Below are 15341 nucleotides of genomic sequence, written 5' to 3'. Positions count from 1 at the left end.
CCGGACGGGCATGGTTGAAAAACGCGGCGCCGGGCTGTGGCTGACCCATCTGGGGCTGATCATCGGGCTGCTGTTCATCTTTTTCCCGATCTGGCTGGCCTTCGTCGCCTCGACCGTGTCGCAGCCCGAGATCGTGCAGCCGCCGATGCCGCTGCTGCCGGGGGACCAGTTTTTCGAGAACTACCGCAAGGCGCTGGTGTCCGGCATCAACGCGCCCGTGGCCTGGATGATGCTGAATTCCCTCTTCATGGCGCTGGGCATCGCGATCGGCAAGATCATCATCTCGCTGCTCTCGGCCTTTGCCATCGTCTATTTCCGCTTTCCGGGGCGCAAGACCTTCTTCTGGCTGATTTTCCTGACGCTGATGCTGCCGGTCGAGGTGCGCATCGTGCCGACCTACGAGGTGGTTGCGAACTTCGGGATGCTCAACAGCTATTCCGGCCTGATCTTTCCGCTGATCGCCAGTGCCACGGCGACGTTTCTCTTTCGGCAGTTCTTCATGACCGTGCCGGACGAACTGGCCGAGGCCGCCCGCGTGGACGGCGCGCGACCGATGCGGTTTTTCTGGGACATCCTGCTGCCGATGAGCCGCACGAATATCGCGGCGCTTTTCGTGATCCTCTTCATCTACGGCTGGAACCAATACCTCTGGCCGCTGCTGATCACCACGGATCCGTCGATGAACACCATCGTCATGGGGATCAAGCAGATGTTCCCGTCAGGCGATGACATCGCGGACTGGCCGGTGATCATGGCGACCTCCATCCTGGCGATGATCCCGCCGGTGATCGTGGTTGTCGGCATGCAACGCCTTTTCATCCGCGGACTAGTAGACAGCGAGAAATAAGACATGGCGACAGTCAGCCTAGAGGCAATCAGGAAATCCTTCGGGTCCACGGATGTGATCCACGGTGTGGACATCGACATCGAGGATGGCGAGTTCATCGTGATCGTTGGCCCGTCGGGCTGTGGCAAATCCACCCTGCTGCGTATGGTGGCGGGCCTGGAAACGGTGACGTCGGGAGAGGTGTGCATCGGCGGCAACCGGGTCAATGACCTCGAACCGATGGACCGCGACATCGCGATGGTGTTCCAGAATTACGCGCTCTACCCGCATATGACGGTTTTCGACAACATGGCCTACGGTCTGAAAATCGCCGGTACCGCCAAGGATGAAATCGTGGAGCGTGTCGACAGTGCCGCGCGGCTGTTGCAACTGGAGGACTATCTCAAACGCCGTCCGCGCGAACTTTCCGGCGGGCAGCGACAGCGGGTGGCGATGGGGCGGGCGATCGTGCGCAAACCTTCTGTTTTCCTGTTCGACGAACCGCTGTCAAATCTGGACGCGAAGCTGCGCGTGCAGATGCGGCTGGAGATCAAGCAGCTGCAACGGCGCCTCGGCGTCACCTCGCTTTACGTGACCCATGATCAGGTGGAGGCAATGACGCTGGCGGATCGCATGATCGTCATGAACGGCGGGATTGCGGATCAGATCGGCGCGCCGCTGGAGGTCTATGCCAATCCGGCTACCGAGTTCGTGGCGGGGTTCATCGGCTCTCCGCCGACGAATTTCCTCAAGGCGCAATCGGCAGAGGTGACAATCCCCGGCGCGGTCACCCTGGGCATCCGTCCGGAACATCTGCTGTTGACCTCCGAGCCAAGCCCGGTTGCCGGCACGGTTCTTTATTCCGAAGCGCTGGGGGCCGAGACGCTGGTGCATCTGAGGTTGCCGGACGCGAGCCTTGTCACCGTGCGGCAGGGGGCGACGGAACCGCTGCCGGCAGAGGGCACATCTGCGGGGTTAACCTGGGATGCATCCGAGCAGATGCTGTTTGACGCTGAGGGGCGGCGGTGCGACCAGCCCGCAGCATGATCCCCGTCAGCCTGTCTGAAAAAGCCCGTTCAGGGTCACGGCACAGCATCGCAGCGCTGCCCGTGTGGGCCGATAGTTAAAAGTCTAAGGTTACAGTTCAGGTAACCAATCCTGCCTATGTTCGCGGTATCGAGTCGAAGGCGCGTGCATGCAACTGGCGGATTTTCTGAAGGATTATGTGTCGCTGACACAGGATGCGATTGCCGTCGCATACCGCGGGGCTGACTCGCCCGAGGCGACGCTGATGTACATCAACGAATCCTATACCCGCCTGTTCGGTTACGCGGCCGACGACGTTGTCGGCGGACCGGCGAGCATAGCGCATGGAAAGGACTCGTGGCGCGATTACAACGCCAACGTGATTGCCAAATTCCGGTCGGGCGAAAAACAGGTCAACACCGAACTGCGATGTGTCCGGGCCGATGGCACGAGGTTCTGGGCCAGCATCCTCGTTTTCCTGATCGAGGATACGGGGTCTGGCGGGTTTTACACCTGCGCCACTTTTCGCGATATCTCCGGCCTGAAAAAGCGGGAAGCCGAAGCCGCGAAAGCCCTTGAAGACCGCGACAGGGTGCTGGCTGAACAGGACCGCATGTATCGGGAGCTGCTTTCGACCCAGAAACGCATGCTGTCGGCGATGAACGCCTACCCGGACCCTTTTGTCATATATGACAAGGACATGCGGTTGGTGCTGAGTAACACGGCCTACCAGAAGTCGATGTCAACGACTCCGGAGGTGATCACCCCGGGCATGCATATTCGCGACGTATTGATCGAAGCAATCGATTGCGGGCTCATCCCGGTGCCCGAGCAAGGGCGTGAGGCATTCCTCGACGACCTGCTGAGCGCATCGCGCGTTGCCAAGAAATCCGAAGACGTTGAACTGGCGGATGATATTCACCACCGGATGCTGCGCAGCAAGGCGGAGAATGGCGACTGGGTGATCATCCGGCTGGACATCACCGAACTGGTGCGACAACGCCGCAACGCCGAGGAGTTGCAGGCGCGGCTGCTGGCCGCCATCGGGGCATACCCGGCCCCCTTTTGCATTTACGACGGCAATTCGGAACTGGTGGCATGGAACCAGAGCTACGCGGAGTTCCTGACGGATGACCCGGCGGAAATATATCGCGGCATGTCGTTGCAGGCGGCCTTGCAGGTTGGTGTACGCAACCGGCGCTATGCCGCGGCCATCGGGCGCGAGGAGGAGTGGCTGAAAGAAATCCAGACCTCCAACGAAATGGCCACCCCGGTCGAGGATATCGAACTGGCGGGGGATATCCATCACCGGGTCATGCGGTCGCGGTCGACCAATGGCGATCTGGTCATCCTGCGCCTCGATACCACCGAGCTGGTCCGCCAACGCCGTGCGCTTCAGCAGTCGCAGGAGCGCCTGATATCCGCGATCAACGCCTTCCCCGACCCCTTCGCGATATATGACAAAGACCTGAACCTTATGACTTGGAACCCGGCCTTCGTTGCGTCGCTGACCGATAACCCTGACGATATCTGCAGAGGCATGCATGTCACGGAGGTGTTGCGGCTTGCGGTCTACAACGGCCACGTCCCCGCCGCGAGGGGGCGGGAGGAGGACTGGCTGCGGGAATACACGACGCCGCATCTGGCCATTGACGGGGTCGAGGAATTCGAATTCGATAACGACAATCATTATCGCATCATGCGGTCTCGGGCGGAAAACGGCGAACTGCTGGTTCTGAGATTGAACATCACAGAGGCCGTGCGACAGCGCCGCGCGTTGGAGCAATATGCAAACCGGCTGGAAGCGGCGAACCACGAGATCACGCATAAGGCGCTGCACGATCAGCTGACCGGTTTGGGCAACCGCCGGTACCTGTCCGAGAAGTTCCAGCAGCTGTCTGCGCGTCGGCAGACCGAAGGCGGTGAACTGGCCGCCCTGCACATCGACCTCGACCGTTTCAAACAGATCAACGATACGATTGGCCACGCCGCGGGCGATCACGTGCTGATCGACGTGGCCAACCGCATCCGGTCCAATGTGCGTGACGGCGATGTGATCGCGCGGATTGGCGGTGACGAATTCGTCATCCTGCTTTGGGTGCCGGAGGGCACGTCGCGGCCCGAGGCGCTGGCGGGTGCGCTGTTGCGCGATCTCTCCAAGCCTTCCTGTTTCGAGGGGCGAGAGTGCCGTTTCGGGGCCTCCATCGGGGTCGCCCGCACGCCGCTGGCGGAAGAGGGCGACCTGCTGACAAACTCCGATGTGGCGCTTTACAAGGCAAAACGCGCCGGGCGTGGCCAGGTGGCTATATTCGACCGCACCGATATCGATGAAATGCGCCAGACCAAACAACTGGCGGACGACATCCTGCGCGGGCTTGAAGATCGCGAGTTTCTGCCCCACTACCAGCCCCAGGTTGATGCGCGGACCGGCCTCGTGGTTGGTATCGAGGCTCTGGCCAGGTGGCACCACCCGGTCGAGGGCGTTCTGGCCCCGGAGAGGTTTTTGTCCGTCGCCGGGGATCTGAACGTGGTCGCGGATATCGACCGGATGATTTTCGAAAAGGCGATTATCGAATGCGAGGCGTCGTTCAAGGGGTTGGACAGCTTGCCGAGCCTGTCGTTCAATGTCAGCGCCAATCGCATCCAGTTCGAGGAGATCGAGAAAATTGGCCAGATTGCCGCGGGCTATTCCGGCGACGTGGCATTCGAGCTGTTGGAGACGATTTTCCTGGAGGAGGAAAGTGATGCATTTCTCATGCAGCTCGATCACCTGCGGGAGCTTGGAATCTCGCTGGAAGTGGATGATTTTGGCAGCGGTCGCGCTTCCGTCGTCGCCTTGCAGCGGATTGCGCCTGACCAGCTCAAGATTGACAGGCGCCTGATCACGCCGATTGAGACAGGCAACAATGCCGCGCGGCTGGTGCAATCCATTATCGACATCGGCCATGCCCTGGACATCGGGGTGACCGCCGAGGGCGTTGAAACGGCAGAACAGGCCCGCATTCTTGCGGATCTCGGGGCACAGCGGCTGCAGGGTTACTACTTCTCCAAACCCCTGTGTCTGGAACAGCTGATGACGTATTTAAAGCGCAATCGGTCAAGCCTGCGCCTGGCGTAACCGCGCTGGCTGTGTCGGCGCGTTGGTGTCCGACGCCGCGGCGCGCCGGGGCTCTTGCTCTCGCAGCGGGCAATTGCCCTTTCTGACACCGAGGGCGGCTGGACAGCCCGCGATCCAATCTGGCGCGCGCTGCTGATCCTTGATGATTTGCCTGTCGCCGATCACGTATTGACGTTGCCCCGACTGTGGCGCGGGGGAAAACATCCGCCATCGTGCGCAGACCGGACAGGCGCGCAGCGATCACGACACCGCTGACGCATCACGGTGCATCACGCGGCGAAAGCAGAGCCTGACTGGCCACGCAGAGCAGTTTGCCGCAGGTTTTCGAGGGGTGCACCGCCCGGGGCGGAATGGTGGAGCCTAGCGGGATCGAACCGCTGACCTCCTGCATGCCATGCAGGCGCTCTCCCAGCTGAGCTAAGGCCCCATATCCGGACCATCCTGGTCCGAAGGGATGGATCGTTAAATCCGGGTCGCGCCGCTGAATAGGCGCAACGCGGGGCGGGATCAAGTCAAAAAAGGACACCCGCCACGCGAATTGATGAAATCAGTTGTCGTCGTCGTTGGCGGCCACGTCCGCGATTTCTTCCAGCGGGACGTTATCGCTGTCGTCTTCGTCGTCATCAAGGATGTCATCGCCCAGATCAACATCGACATCGCTGTCGTCATCTTCCAATACAACTTCGTCGTCGTCCGTGTTGGCCTTGGCTTTTGCCGATGCGGCGTCCTCGGCGTCAGCAGCGATCATGCGTGACTTGCTGAGGTCGATCTCGACCACTTCGCCGGTATACGGGCTGACGATCGGGTTCTTGTTCAGATCGTAGAAACGTTTGCCGGTCGTGGGGCAGAGGCGCTTCGTTCCCCATTCTTCCTTGGGCATGAAAAACCCCCTTTGCAATTGCGGTTCAGGTGTAGATGATTCCGGCCAAGTGCCATATGAGGCGAGGGCTGTAAAGACCTGCCGCGCGCAAGGCGACCTTTGAGAGACCGATATGTCCGACACGATATTACCCGGTAAGCCGCCTATTCCTCTGATCTTGCGTCGTTCGGCGCGGGCGCGCCGCATTTCCCTGCGTATTTCACAGTTGGACGGGCGGGTGACGCTGACATTGCCCAAACGCGTCGCCGCGCATGAGGCGATGGAGTTCGCGCGGGAAAAGGAGGGGTGGATTCGCAAACATCTTGCAGCGCGCGGCGCAGATATCGACATCGCTGTCGGGGCTTTCCTGCCGGTCGGGGGGCTGATGCACGAGGTTGTGCCGGGGACCGGCCGACAGATTGCGTTCGATGATGGCCATGTGGCCGTGCCCGGCGCCCCCGAGAGGGTTGCCCGACGCCTTGCCGGGCATCTCAAGACACTGGCCCGGGCGCGTCTGGCAGAAGCGTCTGATCACTATGCCGCGAAGCTCGGCAAACCCTATTCGGCGATTACGCTGCGCGACACGCGGTCCCGCTGGGGTTCCTGCACGGCGGAAGGGCGGCTGATGTATTCATGGCGGCTGATTCTCGCGCCGCCCGACGTGCTTGACTACGTCGCCGCGCATGAGGTGGCCCATCTGGCCGAGATGAACCATTCGCAGGCTTTCTGGCAGCAGGTGCAGCGCATCCATGGCGACTATGAGGAGCCGCGCGCCTGGCTGAGGCGCGAAGGCGGCGATTTGCACCGGTACAGATTTGAGGCCTGAGACCGCCTTGGCCTTGACCTGCGCGCGTTTTGTGATCACAAAATCCGTATGATCCTGAACCCACGCCCCCTGGATGCCACGCCGGTCGCCCACGACCGGGTTTATCGCGCGCTGCGCAGCCGCATCATGCAGGGGGATTTGCCCCCCGGGGCTGCGATGACGTTGCGCGGCATCGGGCGGGATTACGATGTGTCGATGACGCCCGCGCGGGAAGCCGTGCGCCGGCTGGTCGCCGAGGGCGCGCTGACGATGTCGTCGTCGGGGCGGGTCTCCACCCCCGAACTCAGCAACGAGCGGATCGAGGAACTGGCGGCCCTGCGCGCCCTGATCGAAGTGGAGCTTGCCAGCCGGGCGCTGCCGCGCGCCCACATGGCGCTGATAGAACGCTTGCAGACCATCAACACCGCCGTGGCGGAAGCTGTCGCCCATCGCGATGCTGTTAGCTACATCCGAACCAATCTGGAGTTCCACCGGACCCTCTACCTCAGGGCGCAGGCCCCCGCGATGCTCGCCATGGCCGAGACCGTCTGGTTGCAGATGGGGCCGACAATGCGCGCGCTCTACGGTCGGCTGCGCAAAACCGAACCGCCGCAGTTCCACCGCCTGATCATCGCCGCGCTGCGGGCCGGGGACGAGCCGGGGCTGCGGCTGGCTGTGCGGTCTGATGTCACGCAGGGTTTGCGGATGTTGGCGAGCTAATCAATTTACGTAACGTGTGGACTTGAAAAATTCTACTATTTGTAGAATTTTAACAAAGTTCGGCCCCGGCAGAGCCATAGTTTCCGGCTTTGATAGAGGCACCTAATCTGGGGAGCGGGGGTGTCATAAGTTTTGTAAGATATTGAAATGACTTCAAATAGTAATTTTTTTCCAGGTGTGGTCCGCCCCGTGACCGAAGAGGACCTGCCCCGTGTGCAGGAAATGGTCGAAAAACTGGCTGAACATCACGGCGACATTGCGACCGTGACCGTCGAGGAACTGGCGCGCGATGTGCTGGGAGCAAACCCATGGGTGCGCATTCTGATCGCCGAACAGCAGGGCGATGTCGTAGGCTATGCGGCTTTATGCCCCGTGGCCCAGATGCAATTCGGGGCGCGGGGAATGGATCTGCAGCATCTTTTCGTCGAAGCCCGCGCCCGGCGCATGGGGGCGGGCAAAGCCCTGATCCGGGCCAGCCAGAAACAGGCGCGTGCGGAAGGATGCACCTATCTGTCCGTTGGCACACACCCGGAAAACACCCTTGTGCATGACATTTACCCGGCCATGGGGTTCGACAGGCTGGATCCTCCCGGCCCGCGGTTCCGCATCGCGCTGGACACCACGGCAGGCTAGGCTGCGAGTCCTTTCGACCCGATGTTGAGGAATTTGGACCGGCGGTCCTGAACCAGCGCCGCGGGCACCTTGCCTTCCAGATCGGAAAGCATCCCTTCGAGGGCACGCCCCACGGCGGCAATGGCTGCATTCGCGTCGCGGTGCGCGCCGCCGGTAGGCTCCGGGATGATGCGGTCGATCACGCCAAGCTGCTTGAGGTCCTGCGCGGTCAGGCGCAGCGCTTCTGCGGCTTCGCGCATCTTTTCGGCGTCCTTCCAGAGGATCGAGGCACAACCTTCCGGGCTGATCACCGAATAAACCGAATGCTCCAGCATCGCCACACGGTTGGCAGTTGCAAAGGCAACCGCACCGCCAGAGCCGCCTTCGCCGATCACCACCGACACAAGAGGGACGCCGATCTGCAGGCATTTCTCGGTTGCGCGCGCGATGGCCTCCGACTGGCCGCGCTCCTCTGCGCCCTTGCCGGGGTAAGCGCCGGGCGTGTCCACCAGGGTGATGACCGGCAAGCCGAAGCGATGCGCGATGTCCATCAGCCGGATGGCCTTGCGGTACCCTTCCGGGCGCGCCATGCCGAAATTGCGTTCAATGCGGGATTTCGTGTCATCGCCCTTCTCGTGGCCGATCACCATCACCGGCTTGTCGTTTAACCGCGCCAGCCCGCCCATGACCGCGTGATCGTCTGCAAAGTTCCGATCACCCGCAAGAGGCGTGTAATCCGAAAACAGCGCGTCGATATAGGCTTGGCAATGCGGCCGCTCCGGATGGCGTGCAACCTGGCATTTGCGCCAGGGGGTCAGCGACTTGTACAATTCTTTGAGCATCGCGCCGGCTTTGACGTCCAGCGCGGCAGCTTCCTCGGTCACGTCCATGTCTTCATTCGAGCGGGCCAGTGCGCGCAGCTCCTCCGCCTTGCCTTCAATCTCGGCCAGCGGTTTTTCGAAATCCATATAGTGGGTCATGACGGACCTTTAAGTAATTGCTCTGCTTTATATGGCGGGCATTTACAGGCAATGCAACGGCTCTCAGGCAGGCGCAAGGACCGGATAGAGGGAGGCCATCAGCAAAGTCGCCATGGTCCAGTTGAAGATGTGCAGGCGCTTTGGGTTCGTCAGCACCCGCGCCATCTGCTGGCCCAAAACCGTCCACAGAGTGATGGAGGGAAGGTTCACGATGCCGAATACCGCCGCGACCACGGCAAAGGCCATCAGCGTCTGACCCGGTGCGTAGACCGAGAGGGCAGTGAGCGCCATCGCCCAGGCCTTCGGGTTCACCCATTGAAACGCCGCCGCCTGCAGGAATGTCATCGGTTTGCCGTTCTCACCCGCTTTTCGAATGGGCGCTGCCGTTGCAATCTTCCACGCCAGGAAGGTCAGGTAGAGGACCGATACGACTTTCAGCACGATGTAGCTGGCGGGATAGGCGTCAAAAATGCGCGCAAGGCCCGCGCCCACCAGGATGATCATGACCGAGAACCCGATGGATATTCCGAGCATGTGGGGAATGGAGCGGGTGAAGCCGTAATTCGCGCCGGATGCCATGAGCATCAGGTTGTTGGGCCCCGGCGTCGCAGAGCCGACAAAGGCAAAGACGGTCAGGGCGGACAGGAGTTCTAGAGTCATGATGCAAGGATTGCGCGGAACTCTCCGTATGAAATTGCGTTCTGCGCGTAAATGGATATATTTTCGCAACTTATGAGTACCCTTGACGCAAAATCAGAGCAGATATTGCGCGAACTGTCCCGACACGGGCGGATCAGCAATCTTGAGCTGGCGGACCGGGTGGGACTGTCGCCCTCCGCATCGCTGCGGCGCGTTCAGGAGTTGGAGCGGTCAGGCGTGATAAAAGGCTACAGGGCGGTGCTCGACCCCGCGGCGATGGGCATCGGGTTCGTGGCTTACATCGGGGTGGGACTGGGGGATCATTCCAAAGCGTCGCAGGAAGCATTCGAACGCGCGATCTCTGGCGCGCCGGAGGTGGTGGAATGTCACAACATCACGGGCACGATCGAATATATGCTGCGTGTCGAATGCGCCGACCTGCCGAGCTACAAACGGTTTCATACCGACATGCTGGGGGCGCTGCCGCAGGTGACGTCCATCACCTCTTACGTCGTCATGGGGTCGCCCAAGGACGCGCGGGCGTAGGGCCTGCTACTCTGTCGCCGCCGTCGCGATGGCGCTGAAGCGTTCGTCCAGTTGCCCGGCAAGGGTTTCCAGTGTTTCGCCCCCTTCGCCATAGTAGGGCGCAAAGACATAGCCCGGCGTTTTGTAAGACAGGGTCGCTGTCCCGTCGGTTTCCTCGGTCACGTAAAACCGGATGGGCGCTTCGATCATCGCTGCTGTTGATGTGGCCAGTACCTTGACCGCGAAATCGTTGTTGAAAACACCGACAACCCGGTTCTCCGGGATCGTGATGCCGCGATTGCGCGCCGCGCCCGTTGGCCCTGCCTGCGTGACCACGCCCATTTTATGCGCCTTGATCGCCTTCTTGAGATCACCCAACAGGTCGGCGTGGGTTTTTTCGGTCGCAATCACGACCCAGCCCTCGCGGGGCGCGATGGATTGAGCATGGCTCGCGGTGGCGAGCAGGGCGGCCAGAACCGCGGCAATCAGGCGAGGCATCGTGTTCTCCCGGGACATATCGCCCTTGAGAGAGCCACGCGGGCGCCGAAATGCCAAATCAAAGTTACGTTAACCGTTGATCATTTCGGATTGGCGCACAATGACCTCGGCCTGTTTGATCGAGGCGATATCGACGAGCCGCCCCTTGTAAACGGTCGCGCCTTCGCCCTTTGCCTTGGCCTCTTCCATGGCCGCAAGTATCTCGCGCGCCTCGGAAACGGCCTCCTCAGAGGGGGTGAAGACGTCGTTGGCGATGGCCACCTGCTTGGGGTGAATGGCCCATTTGCCGACCATCCCCAGTGTTGCAGAGCGGCGGGCCTGCGCGCGGAACCCCTCATCGTCGGAAAAATCGCCAAAGGGACCATCAACCGGCAGGACACCGTGTGTGCGGCAGGCGGCAACGATCGCCGCTTGTGCCCAATGCCATGGATCGGACCAGTATTTCTGCCCCTCCCGGTGCATGTAGTAGTTTTCCTGGGTGCCGCCGATCCCGGTGGTTTGCATGCCCATCGACGCGGCGAAATCCGCAGCCCCAAGGCTCATTGCCTGCAGACGTGGCGAACTGGCAGCGATTTCCTCCACATGGGCGATGCCCGCGGCGGATTCGATGATCACCTCGAAACTGATTTTCTTGCGGCGCCCCTTCGCAGCCTCGACAGCGGTGACCAGCGCGTCCACGGCATAGATGTCGCCTGCGCAGCCCACCTTGGGGATCATGATCTGATCCAACCGGTCGCCTGCCTGCTCCAGAAGATCGACCACGTCACGGTACCAATAAGGCGTGTCCAGACCATTGATCCGCACGGACAGCGTTTTGTTTCCCCAGTCGACATCTGCGATTGCGGCGATGATGTTCGCCCGGGCGCTGTCCTTGTCAGAGGGTGCCACGCTGTCCTCAAGGTCGAGGTTGATCACATCCGAGGCCGAGGCTGCCATTTTCTCGAAAATCGCCGGGCGGGAGCCCGGACCAAAGAGCTGGCAGCGGTTTGGTCGCGCGGGGGCGGCGGGCTGGATACGAAAACTCATGGGGACCTCTGGGTAATATAATTGCGATCGGGTTGCTCAAGCTGGTATTAAATTGCGCATCGGCCCGCAAGGGGGATTTTGCAGGTGCAGCATTTCAGATTGCACGAATCGTGCTACTCAGCGCTTCGATCTTGTGCAAATGAACACATCGATAGAATTTTCGTGCAATATTTTGGCCAGGTCGGCCAATTCCAAGATGTGTTTGCGCCGGACATAGGTGAAATTGACGCGAAACCGCGACCGGGAGCCAAAACCATGATCGAAACACCCTATCTTCTGTTTTTAGGCGATGCGCCTGACCAACTGGCGGCCAAGGTGGCGCAGGGCATCAAGGACTGGCGTCCCGAAAACGCAGTTGGGCAGTTCCGCATGGCAGGCTGCAAGGCGGATGTCGGCTTGCAGGACATGACCCTTCAGGAGGCCAAAGCCGCCGGGGCCAGAACGCTGGTGATCGGGGTCGCCAACCGGGGCGGCTATATCAGCAAGGAATGGCGCAAGGTTCTTGTCGAAGCGCTTGAGGCCGGGTTTGATCTGGCCAGCGGCCTGCATAACCTGCTGCGCGACGAATCCGAGCTGATGGCCGCGGCGCAGGTGCATGGGGGCACGCTGCATGACGTGCGTGTGCCCACCGACGCCTATCCGATTGCAAACGGGGTGAAGCGGACCGGCAAACGCGTTCTGGCCGTCGGCACCGACTGTTCTGCGGGCAAGATGTACACGGCCCTGGCGCTGGATGCGTCGATGCGCGAACGTGGCATGAAGAGCACCTTCCGGGCCACGGGTCAGACCGGTATTCTGATCACCGGGCACGGCGTGCCGCTGGATGCGGTGATCGCGGATTTCATGGCGGGCGCGGTGGAATACCTGACGCCCGACAACGCGGCGGATCACTGGGACATCATCGAGGGGCAGGGCAGCCTGTTCCACGTGTCCTACTCCGGCGTCACGCTGGCGTTGATCCACGGCGGGCAACCGGACGCGCTGATCATCTGCCATGAGCCAACGCGGCAGCACATGCGGGGCCTGCCGGGATACAAGCTGCCAAGCATTGAGGCGGTGCGCGACACCTCCCTGCAATTTGCGCGGGTGGCTAACCCGGCCTGCCAGGTTGCGGGCGTCTCGATCAATACCCAGCACCTTTCCGATGCAGAGGCCACCGCCTATTGCGCCGAGGTCGAGGCACGCCTTGGGCTGCCGACGATTGATCCGTTCCGCCATGGGGCCGACCGTCTGGCAGAGGCGCTTGAAAACATCTAGGGTTTTCCCGGCATCCCCGTCGGCGCGTCCGGCGGGGCTGTTTTTGGCCAAATGAAAGGGTGAGGATGGACATTACCGTCAGTCACGATGTTTTCCGTCTCGCGCAGGTTTTTACCATCAGCCGGGGATCGCGCACCGAAGCCAATGTGCTGACCGTGCGTCTCAAGGACGGTGGCCACAGCGGATGGGGGGAATGCGTACCCTATGCCCGCTACGACGAGACATTGGAGAGCGTGACCGCGCAGATCGAGGGCCTGCCGCCCGATATCACCCGCGCGGGGCTTTACGATTTACTGCCCGCAGGTGCGGCCCGCAACGCGGTGGACTGCGCCTTGTGGGATCTGGAGGCGAAGCGCGCGGGCAAGCGTGTCTGGGACCTTGCCGGTCTGCCCGTGCCGGGGCCTGAGATCACAGCCTATACGCTGTCGCTGGATACACCGGAAAAGATGCAGGCGCAGGCTGCCGAAAATGCACATCGCCCGCTGTTAAAGATCAAGCTGGGCACGCCCGACGATATGCCACGGCTCGAAGCTGTCCGGGCCGGTGCACCCGATGCCAGGATCATCGTCGATGCAAACGAAGGTTGGAGCGCCGAGGTTTACGCGGATCTGGCCCCGCATCTGGTTCGGCTTGGTGTGCAACTGGTGGAGCAGCCCCTGCCTGCGGCAGACGATGACGCCCTGATCGGCATCGACCGCCCGGTGCCGGTGTGCGCGGATGAAAGCTGCCATGATCGCGCCAGTCTGCCCAAGCTCAAGGGCAAATACGACGTGATTAATGTGAAGCTCGATAAAACCGGCGGCTTGACCGAAGCGCTGGCCTTGCGTAGCGAAGGTCTGGCATTGGGCTACGATGTGATGGTGGGATGCATGGTCGGGTCGAGCCTCGCCATGGCACCGGCGACATTGCTGGCGCAGGGCGCGCTGATCACCGATCTGGATGGGCCGCTATTGCTGGCCGAAGACCGTGACAGCGCTTTGGTTTTCGACGAAAAAGGCGTTCACCCGCCTGTTGCTGGATTATGGGGATGACCACATGCGCACTGTATATCTGAACGGCGAATACCTGCCCGAAAACGAGGCTTCCGTTTCGATCTTTGATCGCGGGTTCCTGATGGCCGACGGCGTGTATGAAGTTACCTCGGTTCTGGGCGGCAAGCTGATCGATTTTGACGGCCATGCGGTTCGGTTGCAGAGATCGCTGGATGAGCTGGACATGCGCAGCCCGATCAGCAAGGAAGACCTGTTGGAGGTCCACCGCGAGTTGGTGCGGGTGAATGAGATCGACGAGGGCATGATCTATTTGCAGATCACCCGCGGCGCGCCCGGCGACCGCGATTTCGTCTTCCCCGACCCCGAAACGACCACGCCGACAATTGTGCTGTTCACGCAGTCAAAACCGGGCCTGGCCGACAACCCCGCGGCGCTGAAGGGCATGAAGGTCATCAGCATCGAGGATATTCGCTGGGGACGGCGCGACATCAAGACCGTGCAACTGCTCTACCCGTCGATGGGCAAGATGATGGCCAAGAAGGCCGGAGCTGATGATGCTTGGATGACCGAGGACGGTTTCGTCACCGAAGGCACCAGCAACAATGCCTATATCGTCAAGGGCAACAGGATCATCACGCGCGGGCTGAGCAATGACATTCTGCATGGGATCACCCGTGCGGCGGTGTTGCGGTTCGCGCAGGAGGCTCAGATGGAAGTGGAAGAGCGCAATTTCACCATCGAAGAAGCCAAGGACGCGGATGAGGCATTTGTCACTTCAGCCAGCACCTTCGTGATGCCGGTTGTCGAAATCGACGGCGTGTCCCTGGGTGAGGGCGTTCCGGGACGGGTCGCGCCGCGGCTGCGCGAAATCTATCTTGAGGAAAGCCGCAAGGCTGCGATCTGACGGTGCCCCGTGGCCCCGGTCGCGTCGATAAACCCCGAGACTCTGCCCGCGCTGGTCGGAACCGATATCGGATGCTCTGACTGGGTGTCGGTTACCCAGGCGCGGATCGACGCCTTTGCCGAGGCGACCGACGACCGCCAGTTCATTCACCTGGACGCCGGGGCCGCCGCCGAAACCGGCTTTGGCGGGACCGTCGCGCATGGATTTCTGACCCTTTCGATGCTGTCATCGATGGCCTACAACGCGCTGCCGCGCTTGGCGGGGCAAAGCGCTTCGGTGAACTATGGTTTTGACAAGGTCCGGTTCGTGGCGCCGGTGCGCTCCGGCTCGGACATCAGGGCGCATTTTCAATTGGCGGAAGCGACGCGGCGACCGGACGGGTCAGTGATACTGCGATACGACGTCGAGGTGGAGATCAGGGGAAAGGAGAAACCGGCGCTGATCGCGGACTGGCGGGTGCTGTATCTCTTTTGAACCGCCGGAATCAGCGAGGTGCCAGGCGAATGCACAGCCTGCCCGGGCTTTGCCGTTGCGGATTGGCCAGACCTCCAGAC

The 15341-nt window shown here is 61.4% G+C and carries 16 protein-coding genes and 1 tRNA gene; 11 read left to right on the top strand and 6 right to left on the bottom strand.

Going from position 1 to position 15341, the window contains the following annotated elements; translation table 11 throughout:
- Window positions 1–10 precede the first annotated feature (10 nt).
- From ugpE to KX928_RS16565, 3 genes are all read left to right on the top strand, one after another.
- On the top strand, window positions 11–847 hold the full coding sequence (ugpE, locus tag KX928_RS16575; RefSeq protein ID WP_219505101.1) for a sn-glycerol-3-phosphate ABC transporter permease UgpE: 837 nt from the start codon (window positions 11–13) through the stop codon (window positions 845–847).
- Window positions 848–850: 3 nt separating this feature from the next.
- Complete coding sequence (ugpC, locus tag KX928_RS16570; protein ID WP_219504857.1) at window positions 851–1873, top strand: sn-glycerol-3-phosphate ABC transporter ATP-binding protein UgpC; 1023 nt, start codon at window positions 851–853, stop codon at window positions 1871–1873.
- Between the two features lie 148 nt (window positions 1874–2021).
- Window positions 2022–4970, top strand: coding sequence for a sensor domain-containing protein (locus KX928_RS16565; RefSeq protein WP_219504855.1), 2949 nt, complete (start codon window positions 2022–2024; stop codon window positions 4968–4970).
- Window positions 4971–5321: 351 nt separating this feature from the next.
- Here KX928_RS16565 and KX928_RS16560 read toward each other — a convergent pair.
- Window positions 5322–5397, bottom strand: a tRNA-Ala gene (locus KX928_RS16560).
- 120 nt (window positions 5398–5517) lie between these two features.
- Window positions 5518–5850, bottom strand: a complete 333-nt coding sequence (locus tag KX928_RS16555) for a TIGR02300 family protein (RefSeq protein ID WP_219504853.1) — start codon at window positions 5848–5850, stop codon at window positions 5518–5520.
- 112 nt (window positions 5851–5962) lie between these two features.
- Here KX928_RS16555 and KX928_RS16550 point away from each other — a divergent pair, with 112 nt between their 5' ends.
- From KX928_RS16550 to KX928_RS16540, 3 genes are all read left to right on the top strand, one after another.
- On the top strand, window positions 5963–6655 hold the full coding sequence (locus KX928_RS16550) for a M48 family metallopeptidase (protein WP_219504850.1): 693 nt from the start codon (window positions 5963–5965) through the stop codon (window positions 6653–6655).
- Window positions 6656–6703: 48 nt separating this feature from the next.
- A complete protein-coding gene (locus KX928_RS16545; protein WP_257883853.1) occupies window positions 6704–7354 on the top strand; it encodes a GntR family transcriptional regulator in 651 nt (216 codons plus the stop codon).
- Between the two features lie 189 nt (window positions 7355–7543).
- The gene (locus KX928_RS16540; RefSeq protein WP_219504849.1) at window positions 7544–7987 is read left to right on the top strand and encodes a GNAT family N-acetyltransferase; all 444 of its coding nucleotides are present in this window, start codon (window positions 7544–7546) and stop codon (window positions 7985–7987) included.
- Here KX928_RS16540 and KX928_RS16535 read toward each other — a convergent pair.
- Together KX928_RS16535 and KX928_RS16530 are read right to left on the bottom strand one after the other, a co-directional pair.
- A complete protein-coding gene (locus tag KX928_RS16535) occupies window positions 7984–8946 on the bottom strand; it encodes an acetyl-CoA carboxylase carboxyltransferase subunit alpha (protein WP_219504846.1) in 963 nt (320 codons plus the stop codon). The genes KX928_RS16540 and KX928_RS16535 overlap by 4 nt on opposite strands.
- 63 nt (window positions 8947–9009) lie before the next feature.
- A complete protein-coding gene (locus KX928_RS16530) occupies window positions 9010–9606 on the bottom strand; it encodes a LysE family translocator (protein WP_219504844.1) in 597 nt (198 codons plus the stop codon).
- Between the two features lie 72 nt (window positions 9607–9678).
- On the opposite strand from KX928_RS16530, the gene KX928_RS16525 reads away from it, so the two are divergent.
- Window positions 9679–10131 carry an Lrp/AsnC family transcriptional regulator gene (locus KX928_RS16525; protein WP_219504842.1) on the top strand — a complete coding sequence of 151 codons (453 nt, stop codon included), beginning with the start codon at window positions 9679–9681 and terminating at the stop codon, window positions 10129–10131.
- A 6-nt stretch (window positions 10132–10137) separates the two neighbouring features.
- On the opposite strand, the gene KX928_RS16520 is transcribed toward KX928_RS16525, so the two are convergent.
- Window positions 10138–10608: a DUF302 domain-containing protein gene (locus KX928_RS16520; RefSeq protein WP_219504840.1), complete on the bottom strand. Its 471-nt coding sequence runs from the start codon at window positions 10606–10608 to the stop codon at window positions 10138–10140.
- A gap of 69 nt (window positions 10609–10677) precedes the next feature.
- On the bottom strand, window positions 10678–11634 hold the full coding sequence (locus KX928_RS16515) for an L-malyl-CoA/beta-methylmalyl-CoA lyase (protein ID WP_219504838.1): 957 nt from the start codon (window positions 11632–11634) through the stop codon (window positions 10678–10680).
- Window positions 11635–11889: 255 nt separating this feature from the next.
- On the opposite strand from KX928_RS16515, the gene dgcN reads away from it, so the two are divergent.
- The 4 genes from dgcN (at window position 11890) to KX928_RS16495 (ending at window position 15261) form a co-directional block, all read left to right on the top strand.
- The gene (dgcN, locus tag KX928_RS16510) at window positions 11890–12891 is read left to right on the top strand and encodes an N-acetyltransferase DgcN (RefSeq protein WP_219504836.1); all 1002 of its coding nucleotides are present in this window, start codon (window positions 11890–11892) and stop codon (window positions 12889–12891) included.
- Window positions 12892–12956: 65 nt separating this feature from the next.
- The gene (gene dgcA / locus KX928_RS16505) at window positions 12957–13922 is read left to right on the top strand and encodes an N-acetyl-D-Glu racemase DgcA (protein WP_219504834.1); all 966 of its coding nucleotides are present in this window, start codon (window positions 12957–12959) and stop codon (window positions 13920–13922) included.
- Between the two features lie 4 nt (window positions 13923–13926).
- Entirely contained in the window at window positions 13927–14787 is an 861-nt protein-coding gene (locus KX928_RS16500; protein WP_219504832.1) for a D-amino-acid transaminase, read from the top strand.
- Between the two features lie 9 nt (window positions 14788–14796).
- A complete protein-coding gene (locus tag KX928_RS16495) occupies window positions 14797–15261 on the top strand; it encodes a MaoC family dehydratase (protein WP_308342364.1) in 465 nt (154 codons plus the stop codon).
- Window positions 15262–15341 lie beyond the last annotated feature (80 nt).

It is taken from the genome of Roseobacter insulae, assembly GCF_019375555.1.
GTDB classification, from domain to species: domain Bacteria; phylum Pseudomonadota; class Alphaproteobacteria; order Rhodobacterales; family Rhodobacteraceae; genus Roseobacter; species Roseobacter insulae.
The sequence above is the reverse complement of the archived record's forward strand: the minus strand, read 5'-3'. Positions and strand labels throughout refer to the sequence as shown.

What these genes read in the sequence shown, in the direction of transcription:
- ugpC (WP_219504857.1), top strand. Translation starts at nt 851, where the DNA reads ATGGCGACAGTCAGCCTAGAGGCAATCAGGAAATCCTTCGGGTCCACG.
- ugpE (WP_219505101.1), top strand. Translation starts at nt 11, where the DNA reads ATGGTTGAAAAACGCGGCGCCGGGCTGTGGCTGACCCATCTGGGGCTG.
- KX928_RS16500 (WP_219504832.1), top strand. Translation starts at nt 13,927, where the DNA reads ATGCGCACTGTATATCTGAACGGCGAATACCTGCCCGAAAACGAGGCT.
- dgcA (WP_219504834.1), top strand. Translation starts at nt 12,957, where the DNA reads ATGGACATTACCGTCAGTCACGATGTTTTCCGTCTCGCGCAGGTTTTT.
- KX928_RS16520 (WP_219504840.1), bottom strand. Translation starts at nt 10,608, where the DNA reads ATGCCTCGCCTGATTGCCGCGGTTCTGGCCGCCCTGCTCGCCACCGCG.
- KX928_RS16555 (WP_219504853.1), bottom strand. Translation starts at nt 5,850, where the DNA reads ATGCCCAAGGAAGAATGGGGAACGAAGCGCCTCTGCCCCACGACCGGC.
- KX928_RS16550 (WP_219504850.1), top strand. Translation starts at nt 5,963, where the DNA reads ATGTCCGACACGATATTACCCGGTAAGCCGCCTATTCCTCTGATCTTG.
- KX928_RS16545 (WP_257883853.1), top strand. Translation starts at nt 6,704, where the DNA reads ATGATCCTGAACCCACGCCCCCTGGATGCCACGCCGGTCGCCCACGAC.
- KX928_RS16525 (WP_219504842.1), top strand. Translation starts at nt 9,679, where the DNA reads ATGAGTACCCTTGACGCAAAATCAGAGCAGATATTGCGCGAACTGTCC.
- KX928_RS16535 (WP_219504846.1), bottom strand. Translation starts at nt 8,946, where the DNA reads ATGACCCACTATATGGATTTCGAAAAACCGCTGGCCGAGATTGAAGGC.
- KX928_RS16515 (WP_219504838.1), bottom strand. Translation starts at nt 11,634, where the DNA reads ATGAGTTTTCGTATCCAGCCCGCCGCCCCCGCGCGACCAAACCGCTGC.
- KX928_RS16565 (WP_219504855.1), top strand. Translation starts at nt 2,022, where the DNA reads ATGCAACTGGCGGATTTTCTGAAGGATTATGTGTCGCTGACACAGGAT.
- dgcN (WP_219504836.1), top strand. Translation starts at nt 11,890, where the DNA reads ATGATCGAAACACCCTATCTTCTGTTTTTAGGCGATGCGCCTGACCAA.
- KX928_RS16530 (WP_219504844.1), bottom strand. Translation starts at nt 9,606, where the DNA reads ATGACTCTAGAACTCCTGTCCGCCCTGACCGTCTTTGCCTTTGTCGGC.